Consider the following 25630-nt stretch of genomic DNA (forward strand, 5'->3'; position numbering starts at 1 on the left):
ATGATCCGCCACGACCTCTCATCCCTTCCCGCATACGTCCCCGGCGCGCGCGAACTCGCGCCCGGCACCGTCAAGCTCTCCTCCAACGAGTCCGCGGAAGGACCGCTGCCCACCGTGGTGGAGGCGATGACGAAAGCGCTGGACGGCACGAACCGCTACCCCGACATGGGCGCGGTGGAGCTGCGCGAAGCCCTGGCCGCGCACCTTGGCGTCGACGTTGACCAGGTCGCTGTGGGCACCGGCTCCTCCGCGCTGTGCCAACAGCTGGTCACTGCCACCGCGCAGCCCGGCGACGAGGTGATCTTCCCCTGGCGCTCGTTCGAGGCCTACCCCATCTTCGCGCAGATCGCGGGCGCAACACCTCGACCGATCCCGCTGGACGCGCAGCACCGCGTCGACCTCGCCGCGATGGCCGGGGCGATCACCGACGCCACCCGCCTCATCTTCGTGTGCAACCCGAACAACCCGAGCGGCACCACCATCACGACCGCGGAGTGGGAGTCATTCATGGCCGCGGTTCCGCCGCGCGTGACGGTCGCGCTGGACGAGGCCTACTTTGAATACAACCGCGCCGCCGACACCCCGGTGGCCACCGAGGAAATCACGAAGTACCCCAACGTGGTGGGCCTGCGCACGTTCTCCAAGGCGTACGGCCTGGCCGGCGTGCGCGTGGGCTACGCCTTCGGCGCCCCCAGCATCATCGAGGCCCTGAACAAGGTGGCAGTGCCATTTTCTGTTAGCTCCGTCGCGCAGGCGGGGGCCGTCGCCTGCCTGAGCGCGGGCGCGGAGCTGAAGGCTCGTGTGGACGAGACGTGTGCTCAGCGGACCAGGCTGGTCGAGGCGCTGTCTCGCTTCGGCACGCCGGAGTCGCAGACCAACTTCGTCTGGATTCCGGGTGCCCCACAGGATTTCGCCGAGCGCATGGCGGAAGAACACATCCTTGTACGCGCGTTTCCAGAGGGCGTGCGCATCACGGTCACGAACGAAGACGAGACAAACGCCTGCCTGCGCGCCCTTCACCAGATATTGGAATAGACGTTCGCCTCGCTCCGTACGCTCGCGGGCCTGGAGTGCAACCTCGGCACCGTCGACGCCGTCCTTGCAGAACTGTACAGCCTGGCCACCTCGGGCCGATGCACGACGACGCTGCTCAGCCCCAGCGCTGGACCCCCGAGCAGCGCGAGCGCCTGTACCTGCCCACCGATATTAAGGAGCTCGAGGCGGAAACGGTGGCGTACCTCGTCTGCTCGCGCCTGGGCATCCGCTCCTCCAAGAGTTTGGATTGATGTCGCTGGTGGGTTACACTTTCCACGTCTCGGCGAGGGCTGTATAGCCGTTATCGGCGCGATATGTATCCAGACTTTTTCTCATGCTCGAGTGAGCAGTGATGAGCAAGCCTGCGATCACTCGACGAGCACCTGTTCCGTTCAGTGGTCGCAGGTTTTTCCTGTGGCCCGAAACTATAAAGGAGTCACATCATGGCTGTTACCCCGACCGTCATCAAGGTTGAAAAGCGCGAAGAGTTTGGCAAGGGCGCTGCCCGCCGCCTGCGTCGCGAGGGTCGTATCCCGGGCGTCCTCTACGAGTCCGGCATCGACAACGTTCACTTCTCCGTGGACCGCATCGAGATCTCCGCGATCATCCGTAACGAGGGCGTGAACGCTATTCTCGAGCTCGACCTCGACGGCGAGAAGCTGCTCTGCATGGTCAAGCACATCGACCAGAACGTCATCTCCATGGACATCGACCACATCGACGTGCTTGGCATCAAGCGCGGCGAGAAGGTCAACGTCGAGGTCCCGGTCATCACCACCGGCGAGGCTCACCCGGACGCCGTCGTCCTGGTGGAGAACGACGTCATCGAGATCGAGATCGACGCCCTGAGCATCCCGGACGAGCTCGAGGTGTCCGTCGAGGGCAAGGAGATCGGCGACCAGATCACCGCTGGCGACGTCACTCTGCCGGAGGGCGCTACTCTGCTGTCCGACCCGGAGGACCTGCTGGTCAACGTCACCTACGAGCAGGTTGACGAGGAGCTCGAGGAAGCCGCTGCTGAGGCCGAGGAGGGCGGCGCCGAGGCTGGCGCTGAGTCCACCGAGGACGAGGCTGAGTCTGGCGACTCCGAGGAGTAAACACGATATGCTGAGGGGCCGTGTCTACTTCTGATTCGCCCCTCCTCGTTGTGGGGCTGGGAAATCCCGGCCCCACCTACGCCGGCACGCGCCACAACGCGGGCATCGCGCTTATCGACGAGCTCTGCTCCCGCGCCACACCGATGCCGGCCCAACTCGCCGTGCACAAACGCACGAACACCGAGGTCGCCGAGCTTGCCGCCGGCCGCCTCCTGCCCGACCGCCAGGTCATCCTAGCGCGCACCCGGGCCTTCATGAACGTCTCGGGCGGGCCGATCAAGGCGCTCGCGGACTACTTCCGCGTTCCCCCGTCCAACCTTTACGTCGCCTACGACGAGCTGGATCTCGAGCTCGGCCAGGTCAAGCTCCGCACCGGCGGCGGGGACCACGGGCACAACGGGCTGAAGTCCGTCACCAAATCCCTGGGCGGCAAGCCCTACCACAAGCTGGCGCTCGGCATTGGTCGCCCGCCAGGCCGCATGGCCCCGGCGGACTACGTGCTCAAGCCGTTTTCTTCCCGGGAGCAGGTCGAGATCTCCATCGCCGCGGCCGATGCGGCAGATTTGTGGCGCCATTCCGTATAAATTTGTGGCATGCGCTTAGTCACCCTGAGAGTCCCCGGCCATGACCTGACCGTCGCCGCCCGCCTCGAGTCCGACACCACCGCGGTCACCTACCCAGGTTTCCCGGACGTCGGCGCGCTCCTCCAGTCGGATTCCTGGCAGGAGGGCGAACGTGTCTCGTTTTCCCACGACCAGCTAGCGCCCGTGATTCCGAGCCCAAGCAAGATCATCTGCGTCGGGCTCAACTACGCCAAGCACATCGAGGAGATGGGGCACGAGCGCCCCGACGTCCCCACCCTCTTCATCAAGTTCCCCGAGGCCCTCATCGGCCCTTACGATGACGCGGAGATCCCCGACTTCAACGCGGATACGCTCGACTTCGAGGGCGAGCTCGCTGTGGTGGTAGGAAAGTACGCCCGGCACGTGCGGGAAACGGATGCGCACGCACACATCGCCGGCTACGCGGTGATCAATGACTACACCCAGCGCCACATCCAGAAGCGCACCAAGCAGTGGCACCAGGGAAAATCATTAGAAAAGACCGCGGGGTTCGGCCCGTGGCTGGACACCGAGTGGCAGCCCGGCCCCACCCTGACCACCACCGTCAACGGCGAGATGATGCAGCAGGCCCCCACCGACGATCTCATCTTCTCCCCCGCCAAGCTCATCGAGTTCATCTCCCACCTCTACCCGCTCAACCCTGGTGACGTGATCGCCACTGGCACTCCGGCGGGCGTGGGCCACGCGCGCGACCCCAAGCGCTACCTCGCAGACGGTGACACGGTCCGCGTGGAGATCGACGGCCTCGGCGCGATCGAGAACACCACCCGCATCCTGCGGCGACAGCACGCCATGCTCACCAGCGCGTTCCCGCCCTCCGAGTACCTCTACGAACCAGAGTCGGACGAGAGCGACATCGCGATGATGCTCTGCCACGGCTGGAGCGCCGCCGAAATCACCGCGCATTACGAGGACGAGGACAACGTCGACGCCCTTTCGCTTCTCGACGACATCCGCGCCGAATACGCCCGCCGCATCCCCTCCCCCTCCGAGGACGCCACAAAACTCGAGGCCTTCAGCGACGCGCTCGCCGACCGCGGTCTCTCCTTCTCCTTCGACGAGGGCTGGACCAAGGCCGAAGCCGCGGACGAGGGCGCGGATCGGGCCACACGCGAGGGCCGCCGCGGTTACGCCTACTGCACCACGCAGGACGTGGACGGCCTCATCCACACCGGCAAGCTCTATTTCGGGTTTGCCTCGCTGGATGCGCCGAACACCGACGCCGACGACGCCGTCGGCCAGGAGGTCGTCGACGCGCTCAGGGACGTCGGCTTCGCGCCCGAGTGGGAAGGCACCCGCGCCGCGCGGATCACCTGCAGCGGCCTCGTGTTCGAGCTGGCGCTGAGCGACTAACGTTCGCCCAGCAGGTAGCGCTCGATCTCCTTCGCCGGCGCCTCCATCAGCTCCCCGCGGTCCTTGCCCACCAGGCAGTAATCCTGATCCTTCGTCATCGGGCGCAGGTACGGGTAGATCGGCGGCATGTCGCGGTAGCGCTTGGTCATCTCGTTTTCCAGGCCGCGCGCCCACCGGCCGGAAAACGCCTTGCTCACCACGGTTCTCCGGTCGGTGCGCAGCAGCTCGCGGTTACGCTGGCTGGTACCGGCTTCATCGGCCATGAGGAAGGCGGTGCCGCACGCAATGGTCGACGCGCCCAGATCCCGCAGCCGTGCCACATCCTCCGGCCCCCGCACCCCGCCCGCGGCGATGAACGGCGCACCGAAGTCCGCCACCTCTTCGACGATGGTGTCCAGGTAGCGGGTGTCCGGAACCTCCAGCGGCGACCAGGTGCTGCGGTGCCCGCCCGCCTCTGGGCCCTGCACGATGACGCCGTCGGCGTTCCATGACTCGCCCATCGCTTCCCACGCATCCTCGATGCGGGTCACGGTCACCCACGCCTCCGAACCGACGGAGTGCAACCGCTCCACGTGCTCCGGGTCCAGCGGCCCGAAGGTGCTGCTCACAATGGGTGGCGCGGCCTCCAGGACGAGCTCGAACTTTTCTTCAAAGCCCCCGGTGACATCCACGTTCGGGACGTCGGTGCCGAGTTCGGAGGCGATGAGTTCGACGTCGATAAGCGAAGGCTCGACCTGCGGTACGAAGAGGTTCACGCCAAACGGCGGTGTGCACTGGCCGAGCCACGTGCGAGCCTGCTCGACGGTGCAGGTGCCGAGCGCGAGAAAGCCGAAGCTGACCGCGTTGACCAGCGCCGGCGTGGTTGGTCCGCCCGCCATCGGTGCGGCGACGATGCGTGGTAGGTCCATGGTTATGCTTGTCCCCGTGTTCGATTTTCTGAAGCGACTGACATCCCAGCCACCGGCCAGCCCCCACACCGAGTGGCTCGTGGTGGGGCTGGGAAACCCCGGCCCCGAATATGAGACCACGAAGCACAACGCCGGTTTCCTGGCCGTAGACCAGTGTGCCAAAGATTTGCGCCCCGCGCCGAAGTGCCGCGCACTCGTGCAGCACATTGACGACGTCACGTTTGCCAAGCCCACCACCTTCATGAACCTGTCGGGCGAGTCCGTCTCAGCGTTCGGCGTGCGGCCGGAGCGGATCGTCGTGATCCACGACGAGCTGGACCTCCCGGCGGGGAAAGTACGCGTGAAGCTGGGCGGCAACGAGAATGGGCACAACGGGCTCAAGTCCATCACAGAGCACCTGGGCACCCGCGACTACGTGCGCGTCCGCGTCGGCATTGGCCGCCCGCCGAAGGGGACGCCCGTGCCGGACTGGGTGCTCGGCCCGCTCTCCGGGAACGAGGCGATCGAGACGGCCGCGGAAGCCGCGCGCCTCGTCTGCGCCCGCGGGCTCGCCGCGGCTCAGAACGAGATCCACGGGCGCTAGATTAGGACAGCGCCTGCTCGAGGTCGTTGAGCACGTTCTCCAGGGACTGGTTCTTCTGCTCACGGGGCGCGAAGGCGCCGTCGGCGAAGTCCTCGAACAGGGAGAGCGCGACCTGGTTGCGGACGCCGAACATGGAGAAGTTCGCAACGATCTGGCGCCAGTGCTCCACCGCGCGAAGGCCGTTATCAGCGCCGTAGGACACGAACGCGACGGGCTTCCCGGCCCACTCGGCGCCCAGCACGTCGAAGGCGTTCTTCATCGCGCCCGGCACGGAGTGGTTGTACTCCGGGGTGACAAAGATGAAGGCGTCGCAAGCGTCGACCGCCTTGGACCACGCGGTGGTGGCCTCGTCCTCGTACTGCTTGTTTGCGGCGCCCGGCACCATTTCCGCGTCGAGCAGCGGAACGTTGAACTCGGACAGGTCGAGCAGCTCGTACTCGAAGCCGTCGCGCTTCTCAGCTGCGTCCGAGACCCAGCGGGCGACGGCCTCGCCGGCGCGTCCCTTGCGGATGGAGCCGAGGAAGATTCCGATCTTCATAGATACAACCCTTTTGTTGATTCGTCTACAATTTCGCCCCTTTACTCTACACCGCTCCCCGCAACATTGTCAGCCGAATCAGTGCTGCGAGAAGTGCTCCAGGTCACGCGGGCTGCCCGCCGCCACGATGCGGTCCGACGGCGTGAGCTGGGTGCCGTCGGTAAGCGGTGCCCACCCCTCATCCCGCTTCACCGAGACGAGCTGGACATGCTGGCTCCTCCACACCTCACCCAAGTCGAGCGGGCGCCCCGTCACGCACGCGGGCGCCGCCATCTTTGTCACGCCGTAGTTGGTGGAGATCTCCGCGAAGTCCTGGAAGTGCCCACCCAACAGGTGGGCCACGCGCCTGCCCGTGTCGCGCTCCGGGCGAATCACGTGGTTGGCCCCGATCTGGTGCAGGATGCGCGCGTGCGCCTCCGAGTCCGCCTTCGCCCAGATGTCCTGCACCCCCAGCTCGACGAGGTTGGACGTGGTCAGGATGGAGTCCTCCAAGTGGGAGCCGATGGAGACGACAACGCGCTCGACATCCTCGATCCCCAGTTGCCGCATCGCCTCCGGGTCCGTGGTGTCCGCGGCGAGCGCCTCGGTGAGGTACGGCGCCCGCTCGCGGACAATCTTCTCGCTGGAGTCCACGCCGAGCACCTCCACCCCGTTCGCCATGAGTTCGGTGGCCAAGGCGGTGCCGAATCTGCCGAGCCCGATGACTACGACGGGCGGAATGTCAATCGTCGCGCGGGAAAATAACTTAGCCAATGAACGGCCTTTCTTCGGGGTAGCTAAAGCGCCTATCGAGCATCTTCGCCGACAGCGCCGCCACCAGGGTGGTCGGGCCTACGCGGCCCAGGTACATGATGAAGCAGAGCACGATTTGCGACGCCGACGACAACCCCGCCGTGATGCCGGTGGAAAGCCCCGACGTTGCAAATGCGGAGATGACCTCGAAGGACACCTGGTCACCGGTGAACTGCGGGTCGAAGACACGCAGGGCCGCCACGCCAAGAGTGACCACCATGACGCCCGCGAAGCTCAGCGCGAGCGCCTGCCTGGTCACCGAGTGCGGCAGGCTCCGGTGCCCGATCGTCGTTTTTTCGCGACCGGTGAACTCGGCCGCCATCGCCGCCAGCAGCACGCACGCGGTGGTCACCTTGATGCCGCCCGCTGTGCCAGCCGAGCCTCCGCCGAGAAACATGAGGACGTCGGTGCCCATCAGCGTGATCGGGTGCGCCTGCCCATAATCAAAGGCGTTAAAGCCCGCAGTCCTCGGCGACGCGCTGGCAAAGAAGGCATTGAGCAGCTTCACCCCCACCGGCATGGGTGCAAGCACGCCGGTCCATTCCGTCGTCGCGACGAACACGGTGCCGGCGACAAGCAGGAACGCCGTCGCAGCCAGCGTCATGCGGGCGGTAATGGAGATGCGGTGGACGGCGTTGGACTTCCGGCGCACCAGTCGCACCAGTTCCGCCCACACTGGGAACCCGAGGCCACCTCCGATCAGCGCGGCGGCTAGCGGCATGAGGATCCAGGCATCGGACGCAAAGGACACGAGGTTGTCGCTGTGGGTGCTAAACCCGGCGTTGTTAAACGCGGAGACGGCGTGGAAGACGCCCTCCCAGGCGGCGCGGCGGAACGAGTACCCGTAGCCCACCATGAGCCGCGCGCCGACGATCACCGCGATGGTGGCCTCGGCGATCGCCGTGAACCCAAAGGTGAAGATGAGGGTCCGGCGGATGCCTCCGGCAGTGATGGGGCGCCCCTCGTAGGCACCGGTCTTGCGCGCCTTCAAGCTGATCCGCCCGGTGAGCAACAGCCCGGACAGCGAGGCAAGCGACATGATTCCCAGCCCGCCGAGCTGGATGAGCAGCAGGATAACGGCCTGTCCGGCGGGGCTCCAGAAGGTGCCGGTGTCCTCGACGACCAGGCCGGTCAGGGAGACCGCGGATGTCGCAGTAAAAAGCGCAGCCAGGAACGAGGCGTGTTCCGCCCCCGACTCTGCGAATGGGAGCATGAGCAACCCCGTGCCGCTCAGAATGAGCAGCAGGAACCCGATCGCGGTCAGCCGTGCTGGCCCGAGCGATCGCAAGAAAAGCAAGCGCTTCACAAAGGTGAAGTATAGGCCCAATCGATTCCTCCGCACCAACCCTTGGCGGCTACACTCTGCGGCATGAGTTCTCTCACTTCCGAGGCCAAGCGCCGCCGCACCTTCGCCGTCATCGCCCACCCCGACGCCGGTAAGTCCACGCTTACCGAGGCGCTGGCGCTGCACGCGCACATCATCTCGGAAGCGGGCGCCGTCCACGGTAAGGGCAACCGCAAGTCCACCGTGTCCGACTGGATGGATATGGAGAAGGACCGCGGCATTTCGGTCGCCTCCTCCGCGCTCCAGTTCGAGTACGCGCCGGAGGGGCACGAGGGCGAGCCCTACGTGATCAACCTGGTGGATACCCCGGGCCACGCCGACTTCTCCGAGGACACCTACCGCGTCCTCTCCGCCGTCGATGCGGCAGTCATGCTTATCGACGCAGCCAAGGGCCTCGAGCCGCAAACCCTGAAGCTCTTCCGCGTCTGCAAGGCCCGCGGCCTGCCAATCGTCACCGTGGTGAACAAGTGGGACCGTATCGGCCGCGAGCCCCTCGAGCTTGTCGACGAGATCGTGAACGAAATCGACCTGCAGCCCACTCCCCTCTACTGGCCGGTCGGGGAAGCCGGTGATTTCCGCGGCCTCGCCCACATCAGCGACGACGGCGAGGCCGACGAGTACGTCCACTTCATCCGCACCGCCGGCGGTTCCACCATCGCGCCCGAGGAGCACTACGCCCCGGACGACGCCTCCGGCAAGGAGGGCGAGGTGTGGGACACCGCGGTGGAAGAGGTCGAGCTGCTCGCCGCGGACGGTGCCCTGCACAACCAGGAGCTGTTCGAGCAGTGCATTACCTCCCCGATCATCTTCGCCTCCGCGATGCTGAACTTCGGCGTCCACCAGATCCTGGACACCCTGTGCGCGATCGCGCCCGCCCCGCGCCCGAAGGAGGAGCGCGACCTCGACGGCGACTTCTCCGGCATCGTCTTCAAGGTGCAGGCGGGCATGGACCGCAACCACCGAGACACGCTGGCGTTTATGCGCGTGGTCTCCGGCGAGTTCGACCGCGGTATGCAGGTCACGCACGCCCAATCCGGCCGCACCTTCTCCACCAAATACGCCCTGACCGTGTTCGGCCGCAACCGCGACACGGTGGAGACCGCCTACCCGGGCGACATCATCGGCCTTGTGAATGCGGGCTCACTGGCCCCGGGCGACACCATCTTCACCGGTAAGAACGTGCAGTACCCGCCGATGCCGCAGTTCGCGCCCGAACACTTCCGCACGCTCCGGGCGAAGTCGCTGGGCAAGTACAAGCAGTTCCGCAAGGCACTCGACCAGCTGGACGCCGAGGGCGTCGTCCAGATTCTGCGCAACGACCTGCGCGGCGACGCCGCCCCGGTGATGGCGGCCGTGGGCCCCATGCAGTTCGAGGTCATGCAGGCGCGCATGGAGGTGGAGTACAACGTGGAGACTGTCACCGAGCCGGTTCCCTACTCCGTGGCGCGCCGCACCGACGCGGAGTCCGCCGACGAGTTGGGCCGCCAGCGCGGCGTGGAGATCTTCACGCGCACGGACGGCGAAATTATCGCCCTGTTCGGCGACAAATGGAAGCTGGCCTTCGTGGAGAAGGAGCACCCCGAGCTGACGATCGAGCCGCTTATCGCAGACTAGGCGCCGGAGCGGCGAGGAACTCGACCCACCGTTCCCACTCGCGCTCGAGCTGCGCCTTCCCGGCAGCGTAGTTGCGCTGCAGCTTGCTGGGGCGGCGCTCGATCGACTCGGCCTGCATGTTGTCGGGGAAGAAGACCAGCGCATCGCCTGCCCGCTCGGCGGCGAGAATCTCCCGCTTGGCGGCATTGTAGCGCCCGGCGCGCACGTGCAGCGCGTTGCCGATCTCCGGGTAGCGGCGGAACATGCCCCGCACGGCCGCAGGCTGGACCAGCGGTTTCTTCCAGTAATCGCGGGGGCGGGTGGCTAAGACGACGAAGCGCGCGAAGCCGGCCCGGCGCGCGGCGTCGATGAGTAGGCCCCCGGAGGTGCCGAGGGCGCCGTCGACGTAGGGTGCGGCGTCGATAAGCGTAATGGGCATGACTTTGGGCACTGTCGACGACGCGCGGGCCGCCCTGGCGACGAGCGACGGGTCGCGCAAGAAGTCGTCCCTCCCCCAACTGACGGTGTCACCGGTATCCGCGCGCATCGCCTCCACGTGCACCTGAGTGGAGGACGCGGCGAAGGTGGCGAAGTCGAACGGAAGGAGTTGTTCCGCCTGCCCGTAGAGGAACTCGGAATTGAAGTACCCTTTGCCGCGCGCCAGTTTGAGCACACCGCCGAAGTGCGGGTGCGAGGCCAGCTCGGTAAACGCGGCGCGGGCGCGGCGCACGTCCGCCGACGCGTAGTTCAGCGCGTGTACGGCGCCCGCGGAGACGCCGCCGACCCAGCCGAACTTCACCTGCTCGATGAGACGAACGATGGCGGGTGCGGTGTACGAGTTGCGCATCCCGCCGCCTTCAACAATCAGGGCCACGTCTTGCGCATCAATCATGCGCCAGAGTTTAGGGCTGGATCAGCGATCCCGCTGGGTGAGGAACTCGCGCATCGCGGGCCACTCGCGTGCCAGCTGCTCCTGGCCCGCCGCGTAGTTGGCTTTCAGCTTGTCCACGTTCAGCTCGGTCGACTCCACCCCCATGTGCTCGGGGTAGAACACGTACGCGTCGCCCGCCGCCTCCAGGCGTTTCACCTCGGCGCGCGCCGCGTTGTAGATGCCGGGGCGTGCGACCATTGCGTCGACGACGTTGGGGGTCTTGCGCAGGATGCGTCGTAAAGCGCGCTGCCGCTTCTCCGGCGGCTTGATGTAGTCGCGCGGGCGGGTGAGCACGACGAGAAAGCGGGAGTAGCCGGCGTCCTTCGCCGCTTGGATGAGGATGCCGCCCGAGGTCCCCAGCGCGCCGTCGACGTAGGGCACACCGTCGACCTCGCGCATCTTCATCACGAGCGGCAGTGTCGACGAGGTGCGTGCTGCGATATTGATCTGTTCGATGGTCTGCATGTCCTCGCGGTTGTAGGTGACAGTCTCCCCCGTATCCGCACGGACAGCCTCGAGGTGCACCTCTTCCTCCGTGCGAAGGAACGTCTCCATGTCGAACGGCAGTTGGTCCGCGTAGCCCTCGTAGATGAACTCGCCGTTGAGCAGGCCCTTGCCGCGGACCATGGTGCGCCAGCCGCCGAACTCGGGGTTGCCAACGAAGTCGGTGAAGGATTTCTCTGACCGGTACGCGTCGCGCGAGGCGAAGTTGAGCGCGTGGCTCGCACCAGCGGAAATGCCGCCAACCCAGCCGAACTGCACGTGCTCCGCGATGAGCTTCTCCACCACCGGGGCCGTGTACGAGTTTCTGGTGCCTCCGCCTTCGAAGATGACGGCGACGTCGCGGGCGTCAATTTCTGGCTCAACAGTCATGCGCTTCATCCTAAACGTTTTCGTAGCGTCGCCCCAAGGTATTACTTTGCACACCGTGCGCAAATTTGCATATGCTGTGCATCATGTCGAATTTCCTATACAAGCTGGGCAGCCGGTCATACCGAAAAGTATGGCCCTTCCTGGCCTTTTGGATAGTTGTCCTCATCGGCGCCGGGGTGCTCGCCTCCAACTTTGCCAAGGCACCCAACCCCTCATTCTCCATGCCGGACATGGACTCCACCATCACGCAGGAGGAGATGAGCGAGCGCTTTGGCACTGACGCGGATCTCACCAGCGCACCCACCGGCACCGTTGTGATCCAGGCGGAGGGCGACCGCACCCTCGCCGACCAAGACGTGATGGCAAAGGTGGACGAGATGCTCGGTGAGCTGAAGTCCTCCGACGCACTCGCCGATACCGACGCCATCGTGAACCCGGTGCTCGCCGCAGGCGGGATGCAGCAGCAGCTGACCGAGGCGAAGACAGCACAGGGCGTCCCGCCGGAACAGATTGCAAAGGACCTCGCGCAGCTCTCCCCTGTCAGCCCCGACCAGAAGACCGGGACCGTGGACGTCACTTTTAACGCCGCGGCGGTCATGGACATCTCGTCGGAGCAGCGCAGCGAGATCACCGACGTGCTGGACAAGTACGACGGTGCTGACCTGCTCAACGTGCAGTACAACGGCATGGCGTTCCAGTCGCAGGAAATGAACATGACCTCCGAGCTGATCGGCCTGGCCGTGGCAGCGGTTGTCCTGCTCATCACGTTCGGCTCCTTCGTCGCCGCCGGCATGCCGCTGCTCTCCGCCGTGATCGGCGTGGGCGTCGGCCTGCTCGGCGTCCAGCTGGCCACGCTGTTTACCGACACGATCTCGGACATGACGCCGATGCTGGCCTCCATGATCGGCCTGGCAGTGGGCATCGACTACGCGCTGTTCATCGTGGCGCGCTTCCGCAACGAGCTCATCAACGGCGCCGGCCTCAACGACCTCACGCCGAAGGAGCTGGCACAAGCGCTGCGCACCATGGACAAGGGCACGCGCGCCCACGCGATGGGCATGGCCCTGGGCACGGCCGGAGGCTCCGTGGTGTTCGCGGGCTTCACCGTGCTCATCGCGCTCGCAGCGCTGTCCATCATCGGCATCCCGTTCCTGTCCACCATGGCGTACGCCGCGGCCGCGACGGTCGCGCTCGCCGTGCTTGTGTCCACCACCTTCCTGCCGGCAATGCTGGGCCTTTTGGGCACCCGCATCTTTGCGGGTCGCGTCCCGGGGCCGAGGGTGCCGGACCCGGAGGACGAAAAGCCGACGATGGGCCTGAAGTGGGCCCGAATCATCCGCAAGCGCCCGTGGGTCATGCTGCTGGCGTCGGTCGCACTGCTAGGCATCCTGGCCATCCCCGCCGCGGGCCTCCGGTTGGCCATGCCGACCGACGGCACGGCGTCGCCAGGCACCCCAGCCCGAGAGGCGTACGAGATGACCTCGGACGCCTTCGGCCCTGGCCGCAACGCCCCCATGATTGCGTTCGTTGACGTGGCCAACGTCGCCGAGCAGGATCGCCCCGCCGCGTTCCAGGATGCGCTGACCGCCTTCAACGAGGCCGAAGGTGTCGAGAACGCGCAGATCGTGCAGACCACCGACACCATGGACGCCGCGCAGGTCCTCATCACTCCGACCACGGGCGCGACCGACCCGGCGACCACGGAGACGCTCGAGCGGCTGCGCGACTACCAGTCCGAATTTGCGGACAGCACCGGCGGCGAGTTCGGCATCACCGGTGTCACCCCGATTTTCGACGACATCTCGCAGCGCCTCCAGGACGTGCTGCTCCCCTACATCGCTATCGTCATCGGGCTTGCGTTCATCGTGCTCATGCTGGTGTTCCGCTCCCTGTGGGTCCCGCTCATCGCCGCGCTCGGCTTCGCGCTCTCCATGGCCGCGACCTTCGGCATCACCGTGGCGATCTTCCAGGACGGCATGTTCGGCATCATTTCCGACCCGCAACCGCTGCTGTCCTTCCTGCCCATCATGCTCATCGGCCTCACCTTCGGCCTGGCCATGGACTACCAGGTCTTCCTGGTCACGCGCATGCGCGAGGGCTTCGTCTCGCGCGGCAAGACCGCCGGCAACGCCACCGCCAACGGCTTCAAGCACGGCGCGCGCGTCGTCACCGCCGCCGCCCTGATCATGATTTCCGTGTTCGCCGCTTTCATGCTCATCGACGAGCCCTTCATCAAGGCCATGGGCTTCGCGCTCGCTGTGGGCGTGCTTATCGACGCCTTCGTGGTCCGCATGACCATCATCCCGGCCACCATGTACCTGCTGGATGATCGCGCGTGGAAGCTGCCCAACTGGCTGGACAAGGTGTTGCCCAACCTGGACATTGAGGGCGAGCACCTGCAGCAAACGGTGGAACACCATGAACCTGCGCGAGTCTAAGAAACAGGCAACCCGCGAGGTGATTTCCGACGCCGCGGCGCACATCCTGCTGCACCAGGGGTCAGAGAAGCTCACCGTCGCCCGGGTCGCCGCCGCCGCGGAAGTGTCCCCGCGCACGTTCCACAACTACTTCGCGGACCTGGACGCCGCCCTGCTGGTCTTTGTGGAACGCACCTTTGCGGAGATCGGCGAGGATATTCGCCGCCTCCCGCCCGAGCTCGGGCTCACCGAGGCGTTCGAGCAGATCTGCGTCGACGCACTCACCGGCGACGGGGTCAAGCTGCACTCGGCGTCGACCCTGCTGCTCACCTCGGACCGGCTTGAGCTGATTCGTGGCTCCGCCTGCCCGAACGACGACCGCGAGCGCATCCTGGACCCGGTGGTCAGCGCGCTACAGGAGCGCGCACCCCAGCTGGCCCCCTTCGAAGTCCTCGTGCTACTCAGCGCCTACGGGTCCGCCGCGAGTGTGGCGTTCAAGCGGCACCTCCGCACGCCGAGTGCCGACAGCCAGGCCCTCCTGCACAAGGCGTTCGCCGCCGTGCGCGCGAGCCGCTAGTTCCGCGCGTTTTTCACCTCGCGCGCTGTCCGCGCGATCCACCGCTCCAGCTGCAGGCGCCACCGGGCGCCCTCGCTGGAGCGTGGCCGTGCCTGAATGTGCCGCTCAGAGTCGTACCCTACCTGGAGCTCCTTCGCGCGGAGGATTTCGGCGTCGATCTTCACGCCCTCCAGCAGCACGATGTTCATTACCCACACGAGCGCCAGCACCGCGATCACGGTCCCGAACGCCCCGTACGCGGATCGCACGCCGAACGTGGACATGTAGAGCCCGAACCCCCACCACAACCAGAAGCCGACGAACAGGGCTAACGACGACCCCACCGTCAGCAACCTGAACCGCCCCGGCCTCACATTTGGCGTGAAGTAGTACAACAGCGACAGCAGGATCATCGCCATCAGCACGATCACGGGCGTCCGCAAATACACCCACACCGGCAGGAACTTCTCCGTGAGGTAGGTCAGCACATTCTCCACACCGAGCGGCCGCGCCACCGGCCCAAGCACGCTGTGCACGATGCCGTCCGTGAGCAGCGTCCCGATCAGGATCGCCAGCCCACCGACGACGAGCATCAGCGTGATCAGCCACATGGTCACCCAAGTGACCACCACGTTTCGCCCTTCCGAGCGCCCATAGACCAGGTTGGCGTTGCGCGAAAAACTCCGCACGTACGCCGACGCAGACAGCAGCGAGATCAGCAGCGAGACGATTAGCGCCACAGTGCTTTGCGACGGAGTGCCCACAATCGTCTCCATCAGATCCATCGCCTCTCCGCGCAGGGCCTCCGGCACGTACACCTCAACCAGCCCGTCCAGGAGCTGATCGACCGTCCCCGGGTCGCGCCCGAGTAGCAAGGTCGCGATGGCGTACGCCGAGACCAGCATGGGCGCGAGGGACAGCACCGTGTAGTAGGTCAGCGTGGCGCCTCGATCCACCATGGCGTCCGTGGAAAAGTCTGCAAACAGCCGCTTGAGCACGAGCGTCCAACCGGCCTTTCCCAGCCGGTTCCTGCGACCGAGGGGATTGGGCATCGTGTCTTCCGACGGAGGAAACTCCGGTTCGCCGATGCCGTAGGGCAACACGAAGTCGACGCGTCGCGACGCAATCTCAGGGCCCTTTTCGGCATCTTCCATAGTGCCAGCGTAACGGTTTTCTGTGCGTTGACCTTGTCCTGACACGGCGAAAATCAGCGCGCTTCCAGAGCAGCAGTTTGTGTTCGCACGGACATTCTTTGCGCTTATGTTCGAACGGCAATTGTGCACCACATCGGCACTCTTTCGTACGCCTGTTCTATTTTCGCCGCCAATCTTCGAACCGGTGTTGGGGGCCACGTTTATAGTGCAAGGCATGAACGCTCAACAAGCCCCACCTCGCCCCTACTTCCGAATAGACAGACCCCACGACAGCGATGCGCACCTTGGCCGCAGCCTCCGTGAATCGGAGCACGCACTGTACTCGCGCTTTAGCGACGATGGCGTGGACATCGAAGACTTCGACGTGGTCGTCGATAAGCTTGCTCAGGCCACGGGGTACTCCCGCACCGTCATCCGCTCCGCAGTGCTGTCGTATCACCGGCTGACGGATCTGCCGCGGCTGCGTGCGCTGCACAACGAGCAAAAGCTGCTCACGCTGGGCCACCTGACCGCGATCCGGCGGAAGCTGGAGGAGCTCGGTCCCGACGCCGACGCGGAGATCCTCGCCGGTATCGACGACTTCCTGGTCGAACAGTTCACGCCCACCCGGCAGAGCCAGCCGTTCCCCGACCCCGCGGCCGTCACGCGAAAGTTGCGGGCGCACATCCGGCGCATCGACCCGGCTCTGGGCTACAACCCGAAGAAGCGGAAGGAGCGCGAGGCCCGCCGGGACCACGGAGCCGAGTTCTTCCTCGAGGACTTCGGTGGGATAACAAAGGGCATGATGAACCTGACCACGGACACCGCGACACTGGCCGCCGTGCGCGCGTTCGTGCAGCAATGCGGGTTGGAGCACAAGCTGTCTTCGCACGACACCGTGGTGAAACTGCTCACCGGCGAGATCACGCCGGCAGCGAAGGCGCGAATCCAGGTATACGCGCCGAAGGGGCGCGAGGCGGGGCAGCCAGTGTTCATCCCGGGCTTCGGCTGGACTGAGCCTGACGCCACGGTCGCGTTCGACGAGATGTGCGCGCAGACCCCGCCCTCCGTCGCCGACATGGACGGCGTTCGCGAAAACAGGACACCCAGCTACGTGCCGACGGCAGACATGCGGGCGCTCGTGGAGGCTCGCGACGGCACGTGCATCTACCCCGGCTGCAACCACCCCGCGGAGCAGTGCCAGTTGGACCACCGCATCCCGTTCGCTGAGGGAGGGGAAACACGCGTAGATAACCTTCACTGCCTCTGCCAGAGGCACCATAACCTCAAGACCGACCGCCGCGCCTTCTACGTCGTCGACCCCGCGACCGGGGACGCCATCTGGCTGTACGAGGACGGCACATTTGAGGTTTCGGAGCCTTCCGGGCTGCTGACCGCTCAGTTGGGTGCTGAGGATCCGCGGTGGAAGGCGTCGATAAGCGAAGTGAAGCGCAGGCGCGAACGGGCCGCGGAGTTTCATGCGCGCGGACACGCGATTATGGACCAATACGAGAAAGATCAGGACATCATCGAGTGTGAATTCGCGCTGGACCAGCTCGAAGAACAGTTTGACATGCGCTTTCCGTTCCGTCCGGAACCGGAATGGTGGATGGGGCTCACACCACCGGTGGATGCACCATTTCCCGACTATGAATGGGAGGACAACCCGGACAACCTGCGCTTTGACGACGCCAACATTCCGCTCCCGGAGGCCGGTTAGACTCGCACCATGGCATTTCTTGAGCGAATCCGCGCACTGTTCGCGGGCGACCCCACCCTGCCACTCGTGGAGTACCCGGAGGAATTTGAGCGATTCGAGGTCACGCACCTGCACGTTCACACCGCGAACCTGTCCCCCGACACCGACGAAAAGATGGTGATCATCACGACAACGCCCGCCGCGCTCCCCGCTCTTCAGGAGGCGAACGGTCCGGTGCAACTTGTCGCAAAAAACGAACGTCCCGTGACGTTCGTCCCGATGGACAAGCAAGCAGACCCGCTGCTCGACCCGAACCTCGGATGGCTCATTCCAGTGACCGAGGCAACCGGTCGTGAAATTGCGACCATGCAACAAGGCCCCGGCGCGCACGAGCTGAACTCGCTGCACCTGGGCCTTGTGTTAGAGGGCGACTAGGCGGCTACACCAGCCCCATCCACTTCCAGTACGTCGCGGAAAGGAGCAAGATCAACAAGTACGCCACGATGGTCAGCGGGATGCCCGCCCGGAGGAACTGCTTCGTGGTGAACGCGCCCGTGCCGTAGGCCAGCATGTTCTGCGGGGCGGAGATGGGCAGCAAGAACCCGAAGCAGATGACAAACTGCTGGATGATGACGAAGCCGATGCCGCCATTCGGCACGCCGAGCGTCGCAGCGAGCGCGATGAACACCGGGATCAGGGCGGAAGCGAGCGACGTCGCGGACGCGAATCCCAGGTGAATGATGATGTTGAACAGGGACACGATCGCGATCGTGGCGAGGATCGGCATCGAGGAAATGCCCAGCGCGCCAAACGTCTGCTCCGAAAGCCAGGTCGCCGCGCCCGTTTTCAGGAGGAACGAGCCGAGCGAGATGCCCACCGCGAACACGATCAGCGTGCCCCAGTTGATGTGGTTCTGCGCGTACTTGAAGTCCATCACCCCGATGCCCGGCAAGAGCATCACGCCGATCGCCACGAGCGTGATCGTGGACGAGTTGATGGGGTGCAGCAGCCCCTCGGTCGCCCAGAAGAGAAGCAGGACCACGGCGATCGCAGTCAGGCGCTTCTCTGCGCCAGTCATCGGCCCCATCTCGTCCAGCTGCTGCTGCACCAGTTCGCGCCCTCCCTCAATGCGATCCACCTCGGGTTTCATGACTGCGAGCATGATGAAGTACAGCGCAATCGACATCAGCACCGCCCATGGCGCGGCCCACAGGAACCACTTGCCCCAGGACACGGTCTGACCCATCTGGTCCTCAATGAAACCGATGGCCACAAGGTTTTGCGCCGCAGCAGTCTTAATACCGACGTTCCAGATCGACACCGCTTGCACCGCAGTAATTACCAGCAGCGCCGACAGTTTCGAATCCACCGTCATGCCGAACGCGGCCACCATGCCCAGGAGGATCGGCACCACGGCGCCCGCGCGAGCGGTTGCGGACGGCACGAAGAACGCGAGGATGATAGAAATCACGATCGCGCCGGCGACAATGTGCGACGTCTTCTCGCCCGCAACTTTGAGCACGTTGAGCGCGATGCGCCGGTGCAGCCCCGTCGCCTGCATCGCCGTGGCCAGCGCCAACGCGGCCGCGACCAGCGCCACCGCGCCCGACGAGAAGCCGCCGAGCGCAATGCTCAGCGCCGGGCCCGTACCGAAAATCTCGCCCGGATTTTCCGGATCGGGCGACAGCCCCACGAGCATGGCAATGAGTCCGATGATCAGCACCGAGCTGACCGGGTAGCTCACCGCCTCGGTCACCCACATGATCACGGCAAACGCGAGCATTCCGAGCGCGATCTGTCCCTGCCACTCGATACTGTCAATGGGGATCAGCAGCACCACGATGAGCGCGATAAACGCAAGGAAAAACGAAATGAGCTTCCCCTTGCTCATCGACGCCCCTTCGCCACCCCCTCCCTGCGTCACCGTTCCCGAATCCGCGTTTTGGTGCGGTTTTGCTGGTTGTGTTGCAGCCGATGTCACGAAGACCTCCCTACCGAAAGTGGTGCTATTACCAATTCTAGCCGGGGAAATTGGGCGCAACAAAAGAATACAAACGGTCAGGACCGGGCACTACCAGGCATTAAAACGGAAGCATTCCCGCAGACCAGGCGCCGCCCGCGATGAGCGCGATCACACCGCCGAGCGCCGCGAGTACCGCGATCACAATGTCGGTGGTGCTGGACCCCCGTGCGGGATCCGAAGTGTTAGACGGCGTCTCCGTCGGCCCAATCGGCGCACCCAGCTTTGCCTCTGCGAGCTCGCGCAGGGTCTTCGGGGCATCCGGGTCCGCGAGCACCTCCTCGCGCACCTGCTTCGCCTCGTCCGCGGAGTAGTCCAGGAGCGACAGGTCGTAGTGCTCGGCAAACACCTCCTCACCGTCCTTGTTGCGCACCGCCACGTCGAGCGGCATCGTTGCGCCCTTGAGGTGCTGCACCCCGGTGATCGGGATGTCGAAGGCCACCGACGGCGTCTCCGCCAGCTGGCCGGGCACGCGGATCGTGTCCGAGTAGTTCCCGCCGGGATATGACACGTCGACGGTGAAATCGTCCAGGTCCAGCCCCAGGTTCCGGAGCTGGGCAGTGACGCTGTTGTCGTTCCGGGAGGTGACGATGGAATTGGTGGAGGCGTCGACAAGCCTGAAGCCCGCATGGCCCGCGTTGTGCTCGGCGGCCGCGATCTCCAGGTCCCGCACGAGCATGTGGTCGTGGGTGACCACGGATTCGTCCGCGCCGACGGTGGCGTTGACCTTGCCGATGAACTTGCCGCCCAGGTCAAGGTGCTCCCAGTCCGGGGCTACCTCGTAGGCCCCGGTGTAGCAGGTGTAGTCGCCGCAGTGGGGGTCGTCGCCATTGCCCTTGGCCACCGTGTCGCTGTAGTCAAAACGGGCGAACTGGTAGAGGTAGTTCATCACGGACTCGTAATGACGCAGCAGGTCAGTTGTCTCCACACGCGTGTCCGACAGTGCGGACCCGGTGTGAGTCAGGCCCAGATTGTGGCCGAACTCGTGCAAAATCGTGTTGCGCACCTGGTCCTGGCCCGTAAGCCCCTCGTGCTTCGCCACGTAAAATACCGAATCGCTCACCAGCCCCATGCCGGTGGTGTAATCGTCCTTGGCCAGCTGGTCGCCGATGATGCCGACGCGGAAGACGGACTCGCGCGGACCGAGGAGCCGGTCGCGGTCAGCGGCCAGGCGGGAGTGATGGTCGGCGTCCTTGAAGTAGTACGGCTCGAAGTCCTCGGTCGCGCCGCCGTGGCTCTCCCCGTAGTTGGGGATGTTGTTGAAGAGGCTGCCGGCATCAATGTGCAGGTTAATCCCCTGCTGATCGAAGAGGTCGACGAGCTCCAGGAGAGAGCTTCTCGACGGCCTGTACACGTTCGCGTTCGCCGCATTGCACGCCGCGAACTCGCCGAATTGCTCCGCGCTCGCGCCGAAGCGCTGCTCGCGGTCGCACCCCAACGTCTCCCATTCGGACTTCGCCCAGTTGAGCTGCAGGTACAGGTCTGGCCGGTGCGGGTCCGCGCCCCACGCCTGCAATGGGAACTGCTCCCCGCTCGCGGTGGTGAAGCCCTGGCGCTCCCACGCGTCCGGAAGACCGTCGCGGTCCGAATCCACCGCGGATCCCTGCGTGGCAATGTCCATGGTCATGCTGGCGTGCAGCTTGCCCCCTGCGGGAACCGCCCGCTCCCAGCGTCCGCGCTGGAACGAAGCGCCATCCGCGCCCACGCGACCGACCTTGCCCTCGGCTGTGGTCGCATCCTTGTCAGCCGCGACGCCAGACGACGTGGGGTCCTTGTAGCGCAGCGTCGTCTCGTAGCCGCCGTCCTGCGGGGCGATCATAAACGCGCCGTCCCGGAAGCTCGCCCGGTCCTTGCCGTAGGCGGTGATGCGCGAGTTCATGTCCACGCTAAGTTCGCGGTCCTCGTTGCGCAGGTTGGTCAGAGTGACGTCGACAGCCATGGACTTCTTGCCCACCGTGAACGTGCGTTCCACCTTCACGCCCTGCGACGCATCTTCGTGCGTCAGCGTGACCACATCTGCGCCGCCTTTGGCCGATGTGTGCACCCTCGTCGCACTCGGCAGATAACGGACGCTGTCGCCGTCGGCACGCAGCGCGACGTCGAAGCTGCCGGCCATAATCCCCGCCACGGAATACGGGTGCTCGAACGTAAACGTCGTAGTGCGACCCTTCGAGATGTCCATTACAGCGAACCCCTCGTCGTCGGCGCTGGGCGTCATGTGGACGCCAAAGGGCATGTCCTCCACGCCCGCAATCGCCGGGCTCGTAGTCCCCATCGCGACCATCGCCGCGGCAATCGCGGCGGCCCCCGCTCCCCTCAAGTTCACCGGGCACCCCCGGAGAAGGTGGTCCACGCCCAGTTGCCCACGGCTCCGGCGACAGCCATCGCGACCATCACCACCGGGATCCACCACGCCTTGCTGAAGTCTGCGCTTTGATCCGGTGCGTCCGCAGTCAGGGTGACGGTTGTCTCCTTCCCGTCGACGCGCAGCTTGACCGGGTACACCGCACCGCGCATCGCGTCCGACGGCACCGACGCCTTCACCGCTCCGTGCTTGTCCACGGCGACGTCGGCACCGCCACTATCGACGATCACCACATCCGCTCCCCCGCCAGCAAGGATTTCCTCCTCCTGCCCCGGTCGCAGCGTGTGCTGTTGGGGCGCTGATTTCGGTGCCACCCGGAGGCGCACCGGGGCCGTCGACTGCGAGCCGTCCGAGTAGCTTACGCGCACGTTGACGTCTGCGTCCTTGGCCGTGTCTGACGGAGCGGCGGAGACGGCGCCCGTCGCTGGATCGACGGAGATGGCCCACCCCTTCAGCTCCGGGTTGTCCGCACGGCGCCACACAAACTGAGCGTCCGCGGGAACGCCAGCGTCACCGGTCTGCTCCACCGTCACCCGCTCCCCTGGTGCCGCGGCGAGCGTCTCCCAGCCGGGGTGGAACTGCTCCGCGGTTGGCAGGTCGCTGACCTGGAAGACGGCCGTGGCCTCGGCGGTGGCGCCACTGGGCAGGCCGACTTCCAGCGGCACCGTGACCGAGTCGCCCGCCTTGGCGCCCGACGCCGCAGTGTCTAGCGTGACCTGGCCAGTGTTGACGTCCACCCACGCGCCCTCCGAGACGGTGTGAAACGTCATTCCCCCCGGGACCGGCTGGCTGGAAAACTCGCGCCCCTGGTGCCAGATGGTCACCGTCGGTGCCGCGCTCCGCACCTTGCTCCCTACCCGTACCTGCGTCACCGGGTACGTCACGTCTTTCGGGTCCTGCGGTCCGGTCACGCGCACCGGAATGGTCTCGACCTGCCCTGCCGACGTGCGCACAATGAGGTCGTGCACCCCCGGTTGCTCGTTCGCCGGGGGCATGGCCTCGACCGTGCCGTCGGTGAACACCTCTGCCCACTCCGGGCCGTCAATGCGCTCCACGGTGACCCCGCTCTCGTTGCCCGTCACCGTCGGCACCACGGTCGCGCGGCTCCCCGCGGAAACGTTGAGTGCATTCCACGCGTAGTCGACTGTGCGGCTCGGCCCCGGGATCATCAGGCTCGATTCCAGGTCTGCAGTGAGCTCGATTCCCGACTGCGTGTACTCCTCGCCGTCCCACGTCGCACGGTAGGCGTACGTGCCGACCGGGACTTCTAATGATACTCTGCCCGCGTAATCGGTCGTGGCCTGGAACGACCCGCCGCTGCCAGTGAGCTCGACGTCGACGTGTTCAAGCGGCCCGGCCGGGGTTGCAACCGTCAGAGTGTAGCGGGCGGTGTCGGCCGCGAGCGCCGCCGGGGCGACCAAGGCGGTGGTGACCGCCGCGCACGCCACGATGGGAGTCGTTGTCCAGTTCATTATTCCGCCTTGCGCTGTTGAGCTTTGTTGAAGAGTTTAAATGAGGCCGCTCGCCCACGCCGCCGCTGCACCACCGGCAATGGCCAGCAGGAGGAGCAGCGGCACGACGATGGCCGCCGAGCTGCTGCCGCTTTCCGGCTTGGGCGTTGCCTTGGAGGCTGGCGCTGCCTTCGTGGTCGGTGTTGCTTTGGTGGTCGGCGTGGTCTCGTTGTGCACCTTCGCGACCGCCGGGGTCGACTTCACGGCCCCGCCCATGGGCGTCGAGTCGGCGTTTGGGGCCTCTGCAACCGGGACGGCGAAGCGGTCCTCGAAGGTGGTGTCGCCAAGCTCATCGGTCGCGCGGACGTCGAGAGGCAATGCCCCCGGCTCCGTGGGTGTGACGGGCACGGTGATGGTCGTCGTGTTCTTGCCGGAGCGAACGCCGCCGAGCACAACGCGCTGGGTGGTGCCGCCGACGGCGACCTCGTAGCGGTGCAGATCCAGGCCCGGGTTCGTGAGCTTGAGCGTCACCTCGCCGCGCTTGCCACTGGTCAGGTCGCCCTCGTCGGTGACCTCGACCTCGACGCGGTCACCGCTCGCGTCGGCGCGCTCCATCTCCTTGTCCAGCTTCTTGAGCGCTGCGGTGTCGACCTTGCGCGCGTCAACGCCCGCGGTACCGACGTGGCCGCCGAGGCGCAGGGAGTTAATAAGCAAGTTGTCCCAGTCCGCGGGGACGCGGTAGTCGCCGCGGTAGCAGTTCACGCCCGAGCGGTTGCACTCCTCCGGGAGCGGACCGCCGGACACGGCCTCCACGTCCGAGTAGTCGAAATAGGAGAACTGGTACAGGTAGTTCATCACGGATTTGTAGTTGGGCAGGTAGTCAGATTTTGGCACCTTGCCCTCGAACTTCAACGAGCCGTTGTGGTTGAGGCCCAGGTTGTGGCCCAGCTCGTGCATGATCGTGTTGCGCAACTGGCTGTCTTCGGTCATGCGCTCGTGCTTGGCCACGTAAAAACCGTTGTCGCCCACGAGGGAGGTGCCAACCGAGTAGTTGCTCGGGTTCATCTGGTCACCGATCACGCCGGCGTGGAAGACGGAGGCACGCTGGCCCAGCAGGCGGTTGACGTTGTCCACCATGCGCAGGCCGGGGATGGAGTTACTAAAGTAGTACCGCTCGTATCCCTCGGTCTGTCCACCGTGGCGGGTGTCGTAGTTCGGGATGTTGGAGTAGGTCTCGCCAGCGTCGATGTGCAGGGAAACGCCGTGCTCATCAAACTTGTCCGCCAGCTCATCCAGGATGTGGCGGGGCGGGCGGTAGGTCCGGGTGTTCGCGGTGTCGCACTGCTCGGCGTCCGGCGTGTTCAGGCAGCCGAGCTTTTCGTACTCGGATTCCATCCAGTTCAGCTGCAGGAAGACATCGGGACGGTGCGGGTCTGCGCCCCATTCGTTGAGGGGGAGCTGGGTGCCGTCGTCAAGCGTGACGCCCTGTTCCTCCCACTGGTCGGGCAGGCCGTCCCGATCGCTGTCCACGGCGGAGTCCTGCGTGTCAAAGGTGATCGTTGCCTTTGCCGTGAGCTGGTCGCCGGGGTCGACCGAGCGGAACCAGCGGCCACGCTGGAACTGTGCGCCATCGGGGTCGACGTAGCCGACCTCGTCGGTCGCGGTGGTCGCATTGAAGCTGTTTGCCACACCGGAGAAACCGGGGTCTGCGAACTCCACCAACGTGTCGTAGCCGCCGTAATCCGGGCCGACGGTGAAGCGTTCGCCATCGAAACTGCCGGTGAGCGTGCGGTTGGTGTTGATGGAATTGGTCAGGTCCAGCTGGAAGTAGGCGTCCTCGGAGCCCTGATTCGTGGCGGTGACCTCGACCGTCATCTCGGTGTCGGTGGTGCGCACGACCCGGTCGATTTGCACTCCCCTCGCGGAGTCTGCGTACTGAGCAGTGGTCACCCGCGCGCCCCGCTCATCCTTCGTGGTGACCGGCGCGTTGTCCGGCGCCATGATGCGGGCACCGTTGACAAGAATGTCGGTGTACAGCGTGTTCGACTGGGTACCCGCAACTGAATCCTCGTCGTGGTGGGAGAACTGCGTCAGGCGGGAAGCGTCCACTGTTGCCTCGATGGCACCGGCGACCGCGGGCTGCCCGCCCACGACGAGCGCTGCACCGAGCGCGACTGCGATGCAGCGTGATGCCAGCTTCCTCATGCGGCTGCTCCTCAACGTTTTTACCCTGACTATGTATGCGCCGATGCATGAAAACTATTCACGGTCGATACATGAGCCAATGCTTATCAGTTCAGTTCTGGTGTCAACTGCTT

Annotated in this window: 22 protein-coding genes and 1 pseudogene; 12 read left to right on the forward strand and 11 right to left on the reverse strand. The window is 65.5% G+C overall.

The window, feature by feature from the left end; all coding sequences use genetic code 11:
- From hisC to EAW56_RS13215, 6 genes and pseudogenes are all read left to right on the forward strand, one after another.
- The gene (gene hisC / locus EAW56_RS02180; RefSeq protein ID WP_122084848.1) at positions 1–1035 is read left to right on the forward strand and encodes a histidinol-phosphate transaminase; all 1035 of its coding nucleotides are present in this window, start codon (positions 1–3) and stop codon (positions 1033–1035) included.
- A gap of 98 nt (positions 1036–1133) precedes the next feature.
- Complete coding sequence (locus EAW56_RS12650) at positions 1134–1286, forward strand: hypothetical protein (RefSeq protein WP_167457377.1); 153 nt, start codon at positions 1134–1136, stop codon at positions 1284–1286.
- Positions 1287–1478: 192 nt separating this feature from the next.
- Complete coding sequence (locus EAW56_RS02185; protein WP_122084850.1) at positions 1479–2132, forward strand: 50S ribosomal protein L25/general stress protein Ctc; 654 nt, start codon at positions 1479–1481, stop codon at positions 2130–2132.
- A 20-nt stretch (positions 2133–2152) separates the two neighbouring features.
- The gene (gene pth, locus EAW56_RS02190) at positions 2153–2716 is read left to right on the forward strand and encodes an aminoacyl-tRNA hydrolase (RefSeq protein WP_095535694.1); all 564 of its coding nucleotides are present in this window, start codon (positions 2153–2155) and stop codon (positions 2714–2716) included.
- 9 nt (positions 2717–2725) lie between these two features.
- Positions 2726–3523: pseudogene (locus tag EAW56_RS12970) on the forward strand (fumarylacetoacetate hydrolase family protein); the annotation flags it as partial.
- 96 nt (positions 3524–3619) lie between these two features.
- Positions 3620–4108 (forward strand): DUF6891 domain-containing protein, encoded by a 489-nt coding sequence (locus tag EAW56_RS13215; RefSeq protein ID WP_415528316.1) that lies wholly within the window; start codon positions 3620–3622, stop codon positions 4106–4108.
- Here EAW56_RS13215 and EAW56_RS02200 read toward each other — a convergent pair.
- Positions 4105–5016: a nitronate monooxygenase gene (locus tag EAW56_RS02200; protein WP_095535696.1), complete on the reverse strand. Its 912-nt coding sequence runs from the start codon at positions 5014–5016 to the stop codon at positions 4105–4107. The two genes, EAW56_RS13215 and EAW56_RS02200, sit on opposite strands and share 4 nt — an antisense overlap.
- Positions 5017–5020: 4 nt before the next feature.
- On the opposite strand from EAW56_RS02200, the gene pth (EAW56_RS02205) reads away from it, so the two are divergent.
- Positions 5021–5599: an aminoacyl-tRNA hydrolase gene (gene pth, locus EAW56_RS02205; protein WP_095546394.1), complete on the forward strand. Its 579-nt coding sequence runs from the start codon at positions 5021–5023 to the stop codon at positions 5597–5599.
- A gap of 1 nt (position 5600) precedes the next feature.
- Here pth (EAW56_RS02205) and EAW56_RS02210 read toward each other — a convergent pair whose 3' ends face one another.
- From EAW56_RS02210 to EAW56_RS02220, 3 genes are all read right to left on the reverse strand, one after another.
- Positions 5601–6137, reverse strand: a complete 537-nt coding sequence (locus EAW56_RS02210) for an NADPH-dependent FMN reductase (RefSeq protein ID WP_095545945.1) — start codon at positions 6135–6137, stop codon at positions 5601–5603.
- Between the two features lie 78 nt (positions 6138–6215).
- Complete coding sequence (locus EAW56_RS02215; RefSeq protein ID WP_095545946.1) at positions 6216–6890, reverse strand: potassium channel family protein; 675 nt, start codon at positions 6888–6890, stop codon at positions 6216–6218.
- The gene (locus EAW56_RS02220; protein WP_095546395.1) at positions 6883–8235 is read right to left on the reverse strand and encodes a TrkH family potassium uptake protein; all 1353 of its coding nucleotides are present in this window, start codon (positions 8233–8235) and stop codon (positions 6883–6885) included. Before EAW56_RS02220 ends, EAW56_RS02215 begins: the two co-directional genes overlap by 8 nt.
- A gap of 63 nt (positions 8236–8298) precedes the next feature.
- Here EAW56_RS02220 and EAW56_RS02225 point away from each other — a divergent pair, with 63 nt between their 5' ends.
- Complete coding sequence (locus EAW56_RS02225; RefSeq protein ID WP_095276900.1) at positions 8299–9888, forward strand: peptide chain release factor 3; 1590 nt, start codon at positions 8299–8301, stop codon at positions 9886–9888.
- Here EAW56_RS02225 and EAW56_RS02230 read toward each other — a convergent pair.
- Together EAW56_RS02230 and EAW56_RS02235 are read right to left on the reverse strand one after the other, a co-directional pair.
- Positions 9875–10759: a patatin-like phospholipase family protein gene (locus EAW56_RS02230; protein WP_095535700.1), complete on the reverse strand. Its 885-nt coding sequence runs from the start codon at positions 10757–10759 to the stop codon at positions 9875–9877. The two genes, EAW56_RS02225 and EAW56_RS02230, sit on opposite strands and share 14 nt — an antisense overlap.
- Before the next feature lie 21 nt (positions 10760–10780).
- The gene (locus tag EAW56_RS02235; RefSeq protein WP_095537759.1) at positions 10781–11671 is read right to left on the reverse strand and encodes a patatin-like phospholipase family protein; all 891 of its coding nucleotides are present in this window, start codon (positions 11669–11671) and stop codon (positions 10781–10783) included.
- A gap of 83 nt (positions 11672–11754) precedes the next feature.
- On the opposite strand from EAW56_RS02235, the gene EAW56_RS02240 reads away from it, so the two are divergent.
- Positions 11755–14109: an MMPL family transporter gene (locus EAW56_RS02240; protein WP_122084927.1), complete on the forward strand. Its 2355-nt coding sequence runs from the start codon at positions 11755–11757 to the stop codon at positions 14107–14109.
- Positions 14090–14665 (forward strand): TetR family transcriptional regulator, encoded by a 576-nt coding sequence (locus EAW56_RS02245; RefSeq protein ID WP_158221598.1) that lies wholly within the window; start codon positions 14090–14092, stop codon positions 14663–14665. The genes EAW56_RS02240 and EAW56_RS02245 overlap by 20 nt, the downstream gene beginning before the upstream one ends.
- Here the strand turns inward: EAW56_RS02245 and EAW56_RS02250 are convergent.
- Positions 14662–15798 carry a YihY/virulence factor BrkB family protein gene (locus tag EAW56_RS02250; protein ID WP_122084852.1) on the reverse strand — a complete coding sequence of 379 codons (1137 nt, stop codon included), beginning with the start codon at positions 15796–15798 and terminating at the stop codon, positions 14662–14664. The two genes, EAW56_RS02245 and EAW56_RS02250, sit on opposite strands and share 4 nt — an antisense overlap.
- Before the next feature lie 214 nt (positions 15799–16012).
- On the opposite strand from EAW56_RS02250, the gene EAW56_RS02255 reads away from it, so the two are divergent.
- Positions 16013–17497, forward strand: coding sequence for an HNH endonuclease signature motif containing protein (locus tag EAW56_RS02255; RefSeq protein ID WP_147453240.1), 1485 nt, complete (start codon positions 16013–16015; stop codon positions 17495–17497).
- Between the two features lie 9 nt (positions 17498–17506).
- Positions 17507–17911 carry a hypothetical protein gene (locus EAW56_RS02260; RefSeq protein ID WP_095537694.1) on the forward strand — a complete coding sequence of 135 codons (405 nt, stop codon included), beginning with the start codon at positions 17507–17509 and terminating at the stop codon, positions 17909–17911.
- A gap of 4 nt (positions 17912–17915) precedes the next feature.
- Here EAW56_RS02260 and EAW56_RS02265 read toward each other — a convergent pair whose 3' ends face one another.
- From EAW56_RS02265 to EAW56_RS02280, 4 genes are all read right to left on the reverse strand, one after another.
- Positions 17916–19367: an SLC13 family permease gene (locus EAW56_RS02265; RefSeq protein ID WP_122084855.1), complete on the reverse strand. Its 1452-nt coding sequence runs from the start codon at positions 19365–19367 to the stop codon at positions 17916–17918.
- Positions 19368–19557: 190 nt separating this feature from the next.
- Positions 19558–21822: a zinc metalloprotease gene (locus EAW56_RS02270; RefSeq protein ID WP_147453241.1), complete on the reverse strand. Its 2265-nt coding sequence runs from the start codon at positions 21820–21822 to the stop codon at positions 19558–19560.
- Positions 21819–23333, reverse strand: coding sequence for a YPDG domain-containing protein (locus EAW56_RS02275; protein ID WP_095553208.1), 1515 nt, complete (start codon positions 23331–23333; stop codon positions 21819–21821). Before EAW56_RS02275 ends, EAW56_RS02270 begins: the two co-directional genes overlap by 4 nt.
- A 36-nt stretch (positions 23334–23369) precedes the next feature.
- Entirely contained in the window at positions 23370–25517 is a 2148-nt protein-coding gene (locus EAW56_RS02280; RefSeq protein WP_122084858.1) for a hypothetical protein, read from the reverse strand.
- Positions 25518–25630 lie beyond the last annotated feature (113 nt).

Source organism: Corynebacterium gottingense (genome assembly GCF_003693265.1).
Taxonomy (GTDB): Bacteria; Actinomycetota; Actinomycetes; order Mycobacteriales; family Mycobacteriaceae; genus Corynebacterium; species Corynebacterium gottingense.

What these genes read in the sequence shown, in the direction of transcription:
- EAW56_RS02200 (WP_095535696.1), bottom strand. Translation starts at nt 5,016, where the DNA reads ATGGACCTACCACGCATCGTCGCCGCACCGATGGCGGGCGGACCAACC.
- EAW56_RS02185 (WP_122084850.1), top strand. Translation starts at nt 1,479, where the DNA reads ATGGCTGTTACCCCGACCGTCATCAAGGTTGAAAAGCGCGAAGAGTTT.
- EAW56_RS02260 (WP_095537694.1), top strand. Translation starts at nt 17,507, where the DNA reads ATGGCATTTCTTGAGCGAATCCGCGCACTGTTCGCGGGCGACCCCACC.
- EAW56_RS13215 (WP_415528316.1), top strand. Translation starts at nt 3,620, where the DNA reads ATGCTCTGCCACGGCTGGAGCGCCGCCGAAATCACCGCGCATTACGAG.
- EAW56_RS02210 (WP_095545945.1), bottom strand. Translation starts at nt 6,137, where the DNA reads ATGAAGATCGGAATCTTCCTCGGCTCCATCCGCAAGGGACGCGCCGGC.
- EAW56_RS02240 (WP_122084927.1), top strand. Translation starts at nt 11,755, where the DNA reads ATGTCGAATTTCCTATACAAGCTGGGCAGCCGGTCATACCGAAAAGTA.
- EAW56_RS02280 (WP_122084858.1), bottom strand. Translation starts at nt 25,517, where the DNA reads ATGAGGAAGCTGGCATCACGCTGCATCGCAGTCGCGCTCGGTGCAGCG.
- EAW56_RS02250 (WP_122084852.1), bottom strand. Translation starts at nt 15,798, where the DNA reads ATGGAAGATGCCGAAAAGGGCCCTGAGATTGCGTCGCGACGCGTCGAC.
- EAW56_RS02265 (WP_122084855.1), bottom strand. Translation starts at nt 19,367, where the DNA reads ATGAGCAAGGGGAAGCTCATTTCGTTTTTCCTTGCGTTTATCGCGCTC.
- EAW56_RS02235 (WP_095537759.1), bottom strand. Translation starts at nt 11,671, where the DNA reads ATGACTGTTGAGCCAGAAATTGACGCCCGCGACGTCGCCGTCATCTTC.
- EAW56_RS02245 (WP_158221598.1), top strand. Translation starts at nt 14,090, where the DNA reads ATGAACCTGCGCGAGTCTAAGAAACAGGCAACCCGCGAGGTGATTTCC.
- EAW56_RS02255 (WP_147453240.1), top strand. Translation starts at nt 16,013, where the DNA reads ATGAACGCTCAACAAGCCCCACCTCGCCCCTACTTCCGAATAGACAGA.
- EAW56_RS12650 (WP_167457377.1), top strand. Translation starts at nt 1,134, where the DNA reads ATGCACGACGACGCTGCTCAGCCCCAGCGCTGGACCCCCGAGCAGCGC.
- EAW56_RS02275 (WP_095553208.1), bottom strand. Translation starts at nt 23,333, where the DNA reads ATGAACTGGACAACGACTCCCATCGTGGCGTGCGCGGCGGTCACCACC.
- EAW56_RS02225 (WP_095276900.1), top strand. Translation starts at nt 8,299, where the DNA reads ATGAGTTCTCTCACTTCCGAGGCCAAGCGCCGCCGCACCTTCGCCGTC.
- pth (WP_095546394.1), top strand. Translation starts at nt 5,021, where the DNA reads ATGCTTGTCCCCGTGTTCGATTTTCTGAAGCGACTGACATCCCAGCCA.
- EAW56_RS02230 (WP_095535700.1), bottom strand. Translation starts at nt 10,759, where the DNA reads ATGATTGATGCGCAAGACGTGGCCCTGATTGTTGAAGGCGGCGGGATG.
- hisC (WP_122084848.1), top strand. Translation starts at nt 1, where the DNA reads ATGATCCGCCACGACCTCTCATCCCTTCCCGCATACGTCCCCGGCGCG.